The sequence below is a fragment of the Stenotrophomonas sp. CCNWLW57 genome (assembly GCF_037203925.1).
Taxonomy (GTDB): Bacteria; Pseudomonadota; Gammaproteobacteria; order Xanthomonadales; family Xanthomonadaceae; genus Stenotrophomonas; species Stenotrophomonas rhizophila_A.
In genome coordinates this window covers 242,281-255,411 of the sequence record NZ_JBBCBJ010000005.1, presented here as the reverse complement: position 1 = coordinate 255,411, position 13,131 = coordinate 242,281, and the positions used below count along the sequence as shown (strand labels likewise).

12 protein-coding genes are annotated in these 13,131 nt (G+C 66.9%); 1 reads left to right on the top strand and 11 read right to left on the bottom strand.

Translation table 11 applies throughout. From position 1 onward, the window contains the following. Positions 1 to 10: 10 nt before the first annotated feature. From V9K91_RS13895 to V9K91_RS13845, 11 genes are all read right to left on the bottom strand, one after another. Positions 11 to 319 (bottom strand): hypothetical protein, encoded by a 309-nt coding sequence (locus tag V9K91_RS13895; RefSeq protein WP_141236255.1) that lies wholly within the window; start codon positions 317 to 319, stop codon positions 11 to 13. Continuing rightward, positions 316 to 864, bottom strand: a complete 549-nt coding sequence (locus V9K91_RS13890) for a hypothetical protein (RefSeq protein ID WP_320458593.1) — start codon at positions 862 to 864, stop codon at positions 316 to 318. The genes V9K91_RS13895 and V9K91_RS13890 overlap by 4 nt, the downstream gene beginning before the upstream one ends. 87 nt (positions 865 to 951) lie before the next feature. After that, positions 952 to 2,640, bottom strand: a complete 1,689-nt coding sequence (gene recJ, locus V9K91_RS13885; RefSeq protein WP_306990468.1) for a single-stranded-DNA-specific exonuclease RecJ — start codon at positions 2,638 to 2,640, stop codon at positions 952 to 954. 96 nt (positions 2,641 to 2,736) lie between these two features. Next, complete coding sequence (locus V9K91_RS13880) at positions 2,737 to 3,654, bottom strand: phosphoglycerate mutase (protein ID WP_306988856.1); 918 nt, start codon at positions 3,652 to 3,654, stop codon at positions 2,737 to 2,739. 7 nt (positions 3,655 to 3,661) lie between these two features. Continuing rightward, positions 3,662 to 4,138 (bottom strand): transcription elongation factor GreA, encoded by a 477-nt coding sequence (greA, locus tag V9K91_RS13875; protein WP_068851523.1) that lies wholly within the window; start codon positions 4,136 to 4,138, stop codon positions 3,662 to 3,664. Then, positions 4,135 to 7,377, bottom strand: a complete 3,243-nt coding sequence (gene carB / locus V9K91_RS13870; protein ID WP_307107059.1) for a carbamoyl-phosphate synthase large subunit — start codon at positions 7,375 to 7,377, stop codon at positions 4,135 to 4,137. The genes greA and carB overlap by 4 nt, the downstream gene beginning before the upstream one ends. A 68-nt stretch (positions 7,378 to 7,445) precedes the next feature. After that, the gene (gene carA / locus V9K91_RS13865; RefSeq protein WP_068851517.1) at positions 7,446 to 8,576 is read right to left on the bottom strand and encodes a glutamine-hydrolyzing carbamoyl-phosphate synthase small subunit; all 1,131 of its coding nucleotides are present in this window, start codon (positions 8,574 to 8,576) and stop codon (positions 7,446 to 7,448) included. Between the two features lie 226 nt (positions 8,577 to 8,802). Then, positions 8,803 to 9,531, bottom strand: coding sequence for a 4-hydroxy-tetrahydrodipicolinate reductase (gene dapB, locus V9K91_RS13860; protein WP_283938978.1), 729 nt, complete (start codon positions 9,529 to 9,531; stop codon positions 8,803 to 8,805). Positions 9,532 to 9,693: 162 nt separating this feature from the next. Then, positions 9,694 to 9,948 (bottom strand): DUF6587 family protein, encoded by a 255-nt coding sequence (locus V9K91_RS13855; RefSeq protein ID WP_249834213.1) that lies wholly within the window; start codon positions 9,946 to 9,948, stop codon positions 9,694 to 9,696. Then, complete coding sequence (locus V9K91_RS13850; RefSeq protein ID WP_306988860.1) at positions 9,948 to 11,804, bottom strand: ferrous iron transporter B; 1,857 nt, start codon at positions 11,802 to 11,804, stop codon at positions 9,948 to 9,950. Before V9K91_RS13850 ends, V9K91_RS13855 begins: the two co-directional genes overlap by 1 nt. Next, positions 11,801 to 12,055, bottom strand: a complete 255-nt coding sequence (locus tag V9K91_RS13845) for a FeoA family protein (RefSeq protein WP_068851506.1) — start codon at positions 12,053 to 12,055, stop codon at positions 11,801 to 11,803. The genes V9K91_RS13850 and V9K91_RS13845 overlap by 4 nt, the downstream gene beginning before the upstream one ends. A gap of 117 nt (positions 12,056 to 12,172) precedes the next feature. On the opposite strand from V9K91_RS13845, the gene V9K91_RS13840 reads away from it, so the two are divergent. Further along, a complete protein-coding gene (locus V9K91_RS13840; RefSeq protein ID WP_068851504.1) occupies positions 12,173 to 12,961 on the top strand; it encodes an enoyl-CoA hydratase-related protein in 789 nt (262 codons plus the stop codon). Positions 12,962 to 13,131 lie beyond the last annotated feature (170 nt).

Genomic DNA, 13,131 nt, shown 5'->3' with positions numbered 1-13,131 from the left:
GCCCGCAGGGTCAGAACGGGAACACGGTCGAGGTTGCCTGCGCGGCATTGAACAGGCGCTGCAGCAGCAGGTAATCGCCCTCGGCACTGTCGTTGGTGACAAAGCGATGGGCCTGCTGATCCATGCCGCCTCGATAGAAGACCATGAACTGGTTGGCTTCCAGATTCCGGTTGAAGTCGTGCCGAACCGTCATGCTGAACTCCGGTGTGCCCACCGAGACATCGTCACCCTCCGCATCGAACAGCCACGCCAGTTCGCCAGCCTCCGTCTTCAGGAGGACCTTTTCCAGGAACGTCAATAGACCGGTCGGCAGCATCATTCTTCAACTCCTCTTCGTTCCAGCGTCTCCACGCTTGACTTGATCCTGACCAGATAATCGCTGAGCGTGTGGCGGGCCTCCCGGCTCATCGTCGCGCTTGTCGTGTTATGGATTGCCTTCAGGATGATCATTTCCGCATCGTTCAACAGGGGCGTGAGCGAAGGGTGCTGGGTGAGGTCCTTCGCGTAACGCGCATCCAGCCGCGCCAGGAAGCGGCGCGCCATCTGCAGCGCCCTCAAGGCCGCACTATAGTCTTTTCGCTGAACTTTCGAGCTCACGTCATCTATCAAAGAGATGACTTCGATAGCTAGAACCTTTGCTTGCTGGTGTGCGGCACGCGCAAAGGCCTTCCTTACTGCCTTTCCAGCGGTTCCGGCATGCACGATCTCCCCGATGGCAACAACCAGCGCCACCAATGTCGCGCCTCCGCACCAGTAATTGAAGACGTTGATGCTGTCGGAATTGCCCCACTCCCCCTTCAGATGGACGAGCGATGCGCAGACCAACAGCGTGGCAACCAGGTAGGTCCAGCGAACATGCGACATGTCTTTCGCCACTCCCCAAGCCAACATGGCGGGCAATGGCGTGACACTACGTGTCTCGATCCGGCGCCACAGTAGGCGCAGTCCCAATCACGCGTCGGCGCAGTGCTCGATGATCAGCTGGATCGCACCGCCGCCGCGGTAGTCGTCGCTGACCAGGCGATAGGCGATGTGCACGTTGTTGGCCGGCGCGTTGCCGCGCCAGCCACTGAAGTGGATGGCGTTGATCGGCTCGGCGCGGCCGGGCACGCGCAGGCTGAGCTTGAGATGCTTTTCCTTCAGCACCTGCCAGCGCGCCACCTGGAAGTGGCCATCGAACAGCGGCTCCGGGAAGCCCTGCCCCCACGGGCCGGCCAGGCGCAACGCTTCGGCGTGCTGGAAATCCAGCTCGGCCGGGGCAAGTTCGCCATCGCTCATCAGCAACTGCTGCAACGCAGCCGGATCCATGCTGGCTTCGACCACGGCGACGAAGGCGTGCTGGAACTCCTGCAGCCGTGCGTGCGGAAGGCTCAGGCCGGCCGCCATCGCGTGGCCGCCGAACTTGTCGATCAGTCCAGGGTGGCCCGCGTTGACCAGCGCCAGCGCGTCACGGATGTGGAAACCGGCAATCGACCGCGCCGACCCCCGCAGCGAATCACTGCCGGGTTCGGCGGGCGCAAACGCAATCACGGGCCGGTGCAGGCGATCCTTCATCTTCGATGCCACCAGGCCCACCACGCCCGGGTGCCATTCGGCATCGAACAGGCAGGCCGCAATCGGGCGCTCGCCTTCGGCGGTCAGCACCGCGCGGGAGACCGCGAGCTCGGCATCATCGGTCATCAGCTGCTGCACGGCACGCCGCTCGGCGTTGATCTGCTCCAGCGTCTGCGCGATCTCGCGGGCCTGGCTGCGGTCTTCGGTGAGCAGCAGTTCGATGCCCAGCGCCATGTCTTCCAGCCGGCCGGCCGCGTTCAGGCGTGGGCCAAGGGCGAAGCCGATATCCGTGGCACTCAGCCGCGCCGCATCGCGGCCACTGGCCTCGATCAGCGCCTGCAGGCCGACACAGCCGTGGCCGGCCCGCAGCCGGCGCAGACCCGCCGACACCAGCGCCCGGTTGTTCGCATCCAGGGCGACCAGATCGGCCACGGTGCCAACCGCGACCAGGTCCAGCAGGGTCAGCAGGTCCGGCTCGGCACCCGTGGCAAACGCCCCCTGCACGCGCAGGTGCCGACGCAGGGCCATCAACACATAGAAGATCACGCCGACACCGGCCAGCGCCTTGCTCGGGAACGCATCACCGTTGATGTTGGGATCGACGATCGCATCGGCCGGCGGAAGCTGTTCGCCCGGCAGGTGGTGGTCGGTGACCAGCACCTTCCAACCGAGCGCCTTGGCCGCGGTCACGCCGGCATGGCAGGCAATTCCATGGTCGACGGTGACCAGCAGACCGGGCTGCAGCGGCGCCAGCTCGGCTACCAGCGACGGCGACAGGCCGTAACCGTGCAGCATGCGGTTGGGTACCGCATGCACGACGTCGCGTGCGCCGAGCATGCGCAGGCCGCGCACGCCGACCGCGCAGGCGGTGGCGCCATCACAATCGAAATCGCCTACGACAAGGATGCGCTCATCGGCCGCAATCGCCGCGGCCAGCAGGTCCACGGCGGCCTGCATGCTGCCCATCAGTTCCGGTGCGTGCAGCTGGGCCAGCTTCGGCTGCGCCTGTGCCGCATCGGTAACCCCGCGCGCCGCGTACAGGCGCTGCAGCAGCGGCAGCATGTCGCCCGGCCAGTCGCCGGGCATGGCAACAGGACGGCGTTGGATCTGGAGGGAATCAGCAGAGGTCAAGGCGGGCTCGATGAACAGCGCGAACGCCGATGGCCACCATGATACCCGGCATCAATCGTGCAGCTGTACCGCCTTCTTCCAGAACCGCCAGCGCTGGGCCTTGTCCAGTTCGAACCGGGCGCCATCCTCGAAATCCAGCACCAGCCGACGCAGTTCGCCGCGCTGCAATGCCGACAACAGCGGTCGGATCGCATCGTTGCCCAGCTGTTCCAGCGAACGCAGCTGGCGTAGGTCTACCAGCGCATCCACCTGCTGGTCGCCATCGGCCTGCACGCCGGCCGCCTTGGCCAAGGCCTGCAGCAGCGCGTCGCGGCTGCGGACCTGCGCGTGGGCGGTACGCACCGCCCCGGGCAGCTCACCGCCACCCCAGAACCACAGCGAATTGACCGCCCGCTTGCCGGCTGCCAGGCGCTGCACGTTCCACGGGTGCTGGTGCAGCACCACCTGGGCTTCAGTCAACAACGCCCGCCAGCGACGCCCGGCGTCGCCTTCGGGCAGGTGCGCGAACAGGTCATCACCCAGCACGTCATCGGGCGCGGCAAACGCCGGCAGCGTGGTGCCTGGCGGCAAGCGCAGGTACCAGCGCGACGGCGTCGGCGCATCCAGGGTGAATCCATATCCGGCAAACAGCGGCTGCAGCGCCGGCAGCAACGCCGCCACGTCGTCGGCCTCAAGCCGCAACGTGTCGCCGTGGCCCATCATCCGTGCGCCGTGCATGTCCGGCACCACGTTGGCCGGGTCCGCCCGCAGCCACACGCCATCGTGGGCATCGCCCACATCCAGCTGCCGGGTCAGTGCCGCCACCGGCCAATCGGCCGGCTGCAGCTGGAAATGCCGCTGCAGTTGGGCGCGCTCGCCGGCATCGACCCGGCTGCGCTCGGCACGGCCGAGCGCCTTGGCCACGTCATCAGGCAACGCCGCCGCCGGGAAGCGGCTGCGCGCCGGCAGCAACAGGGTTGCCGTGGCCATGGTCAGGTCAGTCCAGGTACTCGACGCTGACGATTTCGTACTCGCGTTGCCCGGCCGGGGCGTCGATCACGATGCTGTCGCCCTCGTTCTTGCCGATCATGGCACGCGCCACCGGCGAGGAAATCGCGATCAGGCCGAGTTTGATGTCGGCCTCCAGGTCGCCCACGATCTGGTAGCGCTTCTCTTCATCGCTTTCCACATCGGCCAGCTTGACGGTAGCGCCGAACACGACCTTGCTGCCGGCATTGAGCTTGGTGATGTCGATGATCTCGGCATGCGAAAGCTCGCCTTCCAGCTGCTTGATGCGGCCTTCGATGAAGCCCTGCTCTTCGCGCGCGGCGTGGTACTCGGCGTTCTCCTTGAGATCGCCGTGCTCACGTGCCTCGGCAATGGCCGCGATGACCTTGGGGCGCTTGACCGACTTCAGCTGGTCAAGCTCTTCGCGCAGACGCTGCGCGCCCTTCAGGGTAATCGGTGCTCTCATGCGTTCAACTCCTTGTGCAGCTCCTGCAGCGACCAGACCGGGCCGGTACCGCGGAATTCCAGTGATTGCACCAGCGCCTTGGCGCCGGCAATGGTGGTCGAATAGGTGACGCGGTGCTGCAGCGCCTCGCGACGGATCGAGAACGAGTCGTTGATCGCCGCACGCCCTTCGGTCGTGTTGACGATATACACGATCTCGCCGTTCTTGATCGAATCGACGATGTGCGGGCGGCCTTCAACGACCTTGTTGACGATCTCGCACTGCATGCCGTGCTCCTGCAGCCACGCCGCGGTGCCGCGGGTGGCGACCAGGCTGTAACCGCGCTCAAGCAGTGCCTGTGCGACCGGCAGCACGCGCTTCTTGTCCGGGTCGCGGACCGACACGAATGCCTTGCCCAGCGGCGGGGCCTTGATGCCGCCGGCTTCCTGCGCACGTGCGAAGGCGGCGCTGAAGCTGCGGCCCACGCCCATCACCTCACCGGTGGAACGCATTTCCGGCCCGAGGATCGGATCGACGCCCTGGAACTTGGCGAACGGGAAGATCGCTTCCTTGACCGAGTAGTAGTCCGGCACGATTTCCTTGGTCGCGCCCTGCTCGGCCAGGGTCTTGCCGGCCATGCAGCGCGCGGCGATCTTGGCCAGCGGCATGCCGGTGGCCTTGGACACGAACGGCACGGTGCGCGAGGCACGCGGGTTCACTTCCAGCAGGTACACGATGTCCTCGCCGTTGTCGCCGGCCTGGATCGCGAACTGGGTGTTCATCAGGCCGACCACGTTCAGGGCCTTGGCCAGCTCCACCACCTGGCGGCGCAGCTCGGCCTGGGTCTCGGCCGACAGCGAGTACGGCGGCAGCGAGCAGGACGAATCGCCCGAATGCACGCCGGCTTCTTCGATGTGCTCCATCACGCCGCCGATCAGCACGTTGCCGTCCTTGTCGGCAATGATGTCCACGTCCACTTCCACGGCGTTGTCCAGGAAGCGGTCCAGCAGCACCGGCGAATCGTTGGAAACCTTGACCGCATCGCGCACGTAACGCGCCAGGTCGGACTCACCGTAGACGATTTCCATCGCACGGCCGCCCAGCACGTAGCTCGGGCGCACCACCAGCGGGTAGCCGATCTCGCGGGCCAGCAGCAGGGCTTCCTGGTCGTTGCGGGCGATGCGGTTCGGCGGCTGCTTCAGGCCCAGCTTGTCCACCAGCTGCTGGAAGCGCTCGCGGTCTTCGGCCAGGTCGATGGAATCGGGCGAGGTGCCGATCACCGGCACGCCATTGGCTTCCAGCGCGCGCGCCAGCTTCAGCGGGGTCTGGCCGCCGTACTGCACGATCACGCCCTTGGGCTGTTCCAGCTCGACGATTTCCAGCACGTCTTCCAGCGTCAGCGGCTCGAAGTACAGGCGGTCGGAGGTGTCATAGTCGGTCGAGACGGTTTCCGGGTTGCAGTTGACCATGATGGTTTCGTAACCGTCATCGCGCAGCGCCAGTGCCGCGTGCACGCAGCAGTAGTCGAACTCGATGCCCTGGCCGATGCGGTTCGGACCGCCGCCCAGGATCATGATCTTGTCGCGGTTGCTCGGCGCCGCTTCGCACTCGTCCTCGTAGGTCGAATACAGGTAGGCGGTGCTGGTGGAGAACTCGGCGGCGCAGGAATCCACGCGCTTGTACACCGGGCGCACCTTGAGCGCACGGCGCAGTGCGCGCACGCCCGCTTCATTGGTGCCGGTCAGCTCGGCCAGGCGCGCATCGGAGAAACCGGCGCGCTTGAGCTTGCGCAGGCGGGCGGCATCGAGTGCGTCCAGGCCATCGGCGGCCAGCTGGGTTTCGGCCTGGATGATCTCTTCGATCTGGTCCAGGAACCACGGGTCGATGTGCGACAGCGCGAACACGTCTTCCACGCTGAAGCCGGCGCGGAACGCATCACCCACGAAGAACAGGCGCTCCGGGCCCGGGGCCTTGAGCTCGCGCTTCAGGGTGGTGATGTCGTCTTCGTTGGCCAGGTCCAGGCCGGTCGGGTCGAGGCCGATCTTGCCGGTTTCCAGGCCACGCAGGGCCTTCTGCAGCGATTCCTGGAAGGTGCGGCCCATCGCCATCACCTCGCCCACCGACTTCATCTGGGTGGTCAGGCGGGCATCGGCGGCCGGGAACTTCTCGAACGCGAAGCGCGGGATCTTGGTGACGACGTAATCGATCGACGGTTCGAACGAGGCCGGGGTCAGGCCGCCGGTGATTTCGTTCTTCAATTCGTCCAGGGTGTAGCCGACCGCCAGCTTGGCGGCGACCTTGGCGATCGGGAAGCCGGTGGCCTTGGAGGCCAGCGCCGACGAACGCGACACACGCGGGTTCATTTCGATGACAACGACGCGGCCGGTGGTCGGGCTGATGCCGAACTGCACGTTCGAACCGCCGGTATCCACGCCGATCTTGCGCAGCACGGCGATGGAGGCATCGCGCAGGCGCTGGTACTCTTTGTCGGTCAGGGTCTGGGCCGGGGCGACGGTGATCGAGTCACCGGTGTGCACGCCCATCGGGTCCAGGTTTTCGATGGAGCAGACGATGATGCAGTTGTCGGCGGTGTCGCGCACCACCTCCATCTCGAATTCCTTCCAGCCCAGCACCGATTCTTCCACCAGCACTTCGGTGGTCGGCGACAGTTCCAGGCCGCGGGTCACGATATCGACCAGCTCTTCGCGGTTGTAGGCGATGCCGCCACCGCTGCCGCCCAGGGTGAAGCTGGGGCGGATGATGGTCGGGTAGCCGACGCGGGTCTGGATCTCGATGGCTTCTTCAAGCGTGTGGGCCACGGCCGCGCTCGGGCACTCCAGGCCGATCTCGCCCATGGCCACGCGGAACAGCTCGCGGTCTTCGGCCATGCGGATCGCTTCGCGCTTGGCGCCGATCAGTTCGACGTTGTACTTCTCCAGCACGCCGTTGTCGGCCAGGTCCAGCGCGCAGTTCAGCGCGGTCTGGCCACCCATGGTCGGCAGCAGTGCGTCGGGCTTTTCCTTGGCGATGATCTTTTCGACCGTCTGCCAGTTGATCGGCTCGATGTAGACGGCGTCGGCCATCTCCGGGTCGGTCATGATGGTGGCCGGATTGCTGTTGACCAGCACCACGCGGTACCCCTCGTCACGCAGGGCCTTGCAGGCCTGGGCGCCGGAGTAATCGAACTCACAGGCCTGGCCGATGACGATCGGGCCGGCACCGATGATGAGGATGGTCTTTAGGTCAGTGCGCTTGGGCATTGTCTTCTCTAAGTCAGTACAGCGTGTCAGGGGTCGCAGCGCCGCGCCGAAGGCAGCGGCGTCTCGAATCAGGCCTTGGCCTGCGCCATCAGGGTGATGAAGCGGTCGAACAGCGGGCTGACGTCGTGTGGCCCCGGCGAGGCTTCGGGGTGGCCCTGGAAGGAGAACGCCGGCACGTCGGTGCGGGCGATGCCCTGGTTGGTGCCGTCGAACAGCGAGCGGTGGGTCACGCGCAGGGTGGCCGGCAGCGTGGCTTCATCCACCGCGAAGCCGTGGTTCTGCGAGGTGATCATCACGCGGCCGTCGTCCAGGTCCTGCACCGGGTGGTTGGCACCGTGGTGGCCGTGGCCCATCTTGACGGTCTTGGCGCCGGAGGCCAGCGCCAGCAGCTGGTGGCCCAGGCAGATGCCGAACACCGGCACTTTCCTGTCCAGGAACACCTTGATCGCTTCGATGGCGTAGTCGCACGGTTCCGGGTCGCCCGGGCCGTTGGACAGGAACACGCCATCGGGGTTCATCGCCAGCACTTCGGCAGCCGGGGTCTGGGCCGGCACCACGGTGATGTCGCAGCCGCGCTCGGCGAGCATGCGCAGGATGTTGAGCTTGGCGCCGAAGTCATAGGCCACCACCTTGTACTGGGGGGCGGCGCTGACGAACGTGTTGGAATCCAGGTCGAGCTGGCCCTCGTTCCAGCTGTAGGCCTTGTCGGTGCTGGTCACCTTGGCCAGGTCCATGCCCTTCAGGCCGGGGAACTTGCGTGCGGCTTCCAGGGCGATGTCGACGTTGATGTCGTCACCGGCCATCAGCGCGCCGTTCTGCGCGCCGCGCTCGCGCAGGATGCGGGTGAGCTTGCGGGTGTCGATGCCGGAAATGGCGACCACGCCACGCTGCAGCAGCCAGTCCTGCAGTGAGACCTGGCTGCGCCAGTTGCTGGGACGGCGCGGCACGTCGCGCACGATCAGGCCCGCCGACCACACTTTGTGGGCTTCGTCGTCCTGGTCGGTGAGGCCGGTATTGCCGATATGCGGGTAGGTCAGCGTGACCATCTGCCGGGCGTAGGAGGGATCAGTCAGCACTTCCTGGTAACCGGTCATGGCGGTGTTGAACACCACCTCACCGACGGACAGGCCGGGCGCGCCTACGGATTCGCCCTCGAATACGGTGCCGTCTTCGAGGACGAGGATTGCGGCTTGGGTCACGGGAATCTCACTTTGGCTACCGAGGGGTCACCGAAGTCACGCCACGCTTCACGGAAAAGCGGTTGCAAAAAAGCGCGGACTGCGGTGCGGGACCGGTCCGGCTGTCGTGATTCGGCGAGCGGGAATTGTAAAGGCAACCCCCCTCCAACGCCAGCGTTTGCTTGCAATGGGCAGCGTACGGGAGCGTCCGGCCACCCTGGGGTTCAGGCGTGGCCGGTGTACGCGTTCAGGTTGCGCTGGCGGCGAGCAGGTCGCGCACGCGGTAGCTGGCGGGGGCGCGCCCGTTCAGCTGCACGGCGGCGAACAGGGCACCACGGGCGAAGATGTCGCGGTTGGTGGCGCGGTGGGTCAGTTCGATGCGCTCGCCGAGGCCGGTGAACTGGACGAGGTGTTCGCCGACGATGTCGCCGGCGCGCAGGCTGGCGTAGTGCGGCTGGGCGCCGCCCTTCTGGGCGGCGGCGCCGAGGGTGAGTGCGGTGCCGGAGGGGGCGTCTTGTTTGTGGACGTGGTGGGATTCGACGATGTCGCAGTCCCAGCCGGCCAGGGCGGCGGCGGCACGTTCGACCAGTTCATCGAGCACGGCCACGCCGAGGCTGAAGTTGGAAGCCCACACGAGCGGGATCCGGGTGGCGGCCTGGATCAGGGCCTGGCGCTGGGTTTCGCTGATGCCGGTGGTGCCGGAGACCAGCCCTGCGCCGCGCTCGACACACAGGGCCAGCACGGGGTCGAAGCCTTCGGGCAGGCTGAAGTCGATGGCGACATCGAACTGGGGCGCGCCGTGGAGTTCACTGGCGGCGAAATGCGGGACGCCGTCGACCACGCGCTGGGCGGGCGAGCGGCGGGTGACGGCGGCAACGACCTGCAGGTCGTCGCGTTCGGCAGCCAGGCGCAGCAGGGCCTGGCCCATGCGGCCGGACGCACCGTGGATGAGCAAACGAATGGGAGGAGTAGTCATGCCCGCAGGCTAGCGAATGGGTTTGGATTGGGCAATCGCCAACGTCAACGCCAACATCAAAAGCGTCGGCTCTGCGTTGCCGTCTGGCAGGGCGGGTCCGGGGCAGGCCCGCCCTCTACAGATTGTCGGTGACGGAGAACAAGAGCTTGGAGCTTTACTCGATCAATGTTGCTTGGGCTGAGTGGGGCCGCAGCTGTCGCAACCACCACAGGCGCCGCCACTGCCGGTGGCCGGCGGTGCTATGCGGCGGCCCAGTGCCTGCAGCCAGGTGGCGCGCTGGGGTTTGATCAGCCCGAGCGCTATCGCGCCGCGCGCTTTGCGCACGGTGCCGGGGAACTGCTTCTTCAGCACTACCCAGGCGCTGATCAGGACGATCAGCGCGACCACGATGTACTGCAGGAGCAGGCCGGTGCTCATCAGCCGCCGCCCAGGGCCACGGTCACCTGGTAGGTGACCAGCGCGGCGACGTAGGCGGCCGCGAACAGGTAGAAGGTGGCAAAGCCGACCTGCTTCCAGGAGTTGGTTTCGCGCTTGATGGTGGCCAGGGTGGAGATGCACATCGGGGCGTAGATGAACCACACCAGCAGGGACAGGCCGGTGGCCAGCGACCAGCCGTTGGCGACCACCGGGGTCAGGGCCTGGATGGCGGCGTCATCGTCGGCGGCGGACAGGGCGTAGATGGTGGCGAGCGAGGACACAGCCACTTCGCGGGCACCCATGCCGGGGATCAGTGCGATGCAGATCTGCCAGTTGAAGCCCAGCGGGGCGAAGAACACGGCCATGGCATGGCCGATCTGGCCAGCGAAGCTGTAGTCGATGGCCGGCATGGTGGCGTTTTCGGGGGCACCCGGGAACGACAGCAGCACCCACAGCAGGATGGTCAGCGAGAGGATGATGCCGCCCACGCGCTTGAGGAAGATCATGCCGCGCTCGTACAGGCCCACGGCCAGGTCGCGCGGGTGCGGAATGCGGTAGGACGGCAGTTCGAGCATCAGCGGGTGTTCGCTCTTGTCGCGGCGCCACTTCTTCATCACCCACGACATCGCCAGTGCGCTGAAGATGCCGGCCGCATACAGGGCGAACAGGATCAGGCCCTGCTGGCTGACGAAGCCCCACAGGGTCTTCTGCGGGATGAACGCGCCGATCAGCAGGGCGTACACCGGCAGGCGTGCCGAGCAGGTCATCAGCGGGGCGACCAGAATGGTGGCGAGGCGGTCACGCGGGTCCTGGATGCTGCGGGTGGCCATGATGCCGGGCACCGCGCAGGCGAAGCTGGAGAGCAGCGGGATGAACGAGCGGCCAGACAGGCCGGCCGAGGCCATCATGCGGTCGAGCAGGAACGCGGCACGCGGGAGGTAGCCCGACTCTTCCAAGGCCAGGATGAAGGCGAACAGGATCAGGATCTGCGGCAGGAACACCACCACCCCGCCCACGCCGGCGATGATGCCGTCGGTGAGCAGGCTGGTCAGCGGGCCGGGCGGAAGGTTGGCGCCCACCACCTCGCCCAGCCAGCCGAAGCCGGCCTCGATGCCGTCCATCATCGGCGTGGCCCAGGCGAATACCGCCTGGAAGATCAGGAACATCACCACGATCAGGGTCATCAACCCGAACACCGGGTGCAGCAGCCAGCGGTCCAGTGCGTCGTCGATCTTCGCAGTGCGGGTGGGCATGCTGACCGCGGCGGCGAGGATGCCGCGCACCTGGGCGTGGTAATCCGTTTCCCCGGCGACCGCCGCCACCAGCGGGGCATCCAGGTGCGGCACCATCGCATCCAGGCGTTCGACCAGCGCCTGGGCGCCGTTGCGGCGCACGGCCACGGTTTCCACCACGGGCACGCCCAGGGCCTGCTCCAGCGCCGGCACGTCGATCCTGATGCCACGGCGCTCGGCCGCATCCACCATGTTCAGCGCCACGATCATCGGCTTGCCCAGCTCGCGCAGTTCCAGCGCGAAGCGCAGGTGCAGGCGCAGGTTGGTGGCGTCGATCACGCACAGCAGCACGTCGGGGGCGGCCTCGCCCGGGTAGAAACCCCGGCACAGGTCGCGGGTGATTGCTTCGTCCAGGCTGGCCGGCTGCAGGCTGTAGGCGCCCGGCAGGTCGAGCACGGCGAATTCACGGCCAGATGGCGCGCGCAGGCGGCCTTCCTTGCGCTCCACGGTCACGCCGGTGTAGTTGGCGACCTTCTGGCGGCTGCCGGTGAGCTGGTTGAACAGCGCGGTCTTGCCGCTGTTGGGGTTGCCGACCAGGGCAATGCGCAGGGTGGCGGCGTTCATGCGGCCGCTCCATCTGCAACGGCAGTGATGTCGATGCGCCTGGCTTCGGAAATCCGCAGGGCGAAACGGGTGAACCCGACCTGCACCAGCAGCGGTTCGCCGCCGATGGGACCACGGGCTACCAGACGCACATCTTCACCCTTGACGAAGCCCAGTTCCCTGAGCCGACGGGCGATGGCGTCGTTTGCATGGAGGTCGCGCACCGATTCCACCAGAGCGGAGCCGTGCAGCGGCAGATCGGACAACGTCACAGGTCGCCTTCGGTCGATAAGAATGGTTATCAATTCTAGCATCGCCGCGCCGCGTCATGGCCCGGGCCGCATGGGCCGCTATGATCCATACATGTATGGAGCAGGCGCAGGCCCCCGATGAGTGACGCTTTACGAATTGAACGCAGCGCGGCCGTGCTGACCCTGTGGCTGAACCGCCCTACCCTGCACAACGCCTTCGACGCCGGGCTGATCGCGCAGCTCACCGCCGCGCTGGAAGCGGCCGGCCGCGACGCGCAGGTCCGCGCGGTGGTGCTGGCCGCCACCGGGGCTTCTTTCTCGGCCGGCGCGGACATGCAGTGGATGCGCGGCATGGCTGCGGCCAGCGAGGAGGACAACCGGCAGGATTCGCTGGCGCTGGCCCGGCTGATGCGCACCCTGGATGAGCTGCCCAAGCCGACCATCGCCCGCGTGCACGGGGCGGCGTTCGGCGGCGGGGTCGGCCTGGTGGCCTGCTGCGATATCGCCATTGCCAGCACCACCGCCCGCTTCGGCCTGACCGAAAGCCGGCTGGGCCTGCTGCCGGCGGTGATCTCGCCTTATGTGATCGATGCGATCGGCCCGCGCCAGGCGCGGCGCTGGTTCGCCACCGGCGAGCATTTCGACGCCGACACCGCCCTGCGCATCGGCCTGGTCCACCAGCTGATCGAACCTGAACGGATCGACGAAGCGGTCCAGCGCCAGCTGGGCCTGCTCGACAAGGCCGGCCCGATCGCCTCTTCGTCGGCCAAGGAACTGGTGCGCCGGGTCAGCCTTGGGCGCGACCGCGACGCAACCGACCGCGACAATGCCGCCCTGATCGCCCGCCTGCGGGTGTCCGAGGAAGGCCAGGAGGGTCTCGGCGCTTTCCTGGACAAGCGCGCGCCCCATTGGGTTACCCAGGACTGAAGGGCCCCGGGCCCACGCACCCGCGGGCTGGCCGCTTTGCCGCCCATCCCGCGTATCCCCCTTTCATGGCCCACAGGGAAACCTGGGTCGCTCCACTTCGCCAGGAACGTTCGTGACTCCATCCCCCACCCGTCCACTGCAGGCTGTGCGTCTTCCCTCCCATGGGGAGC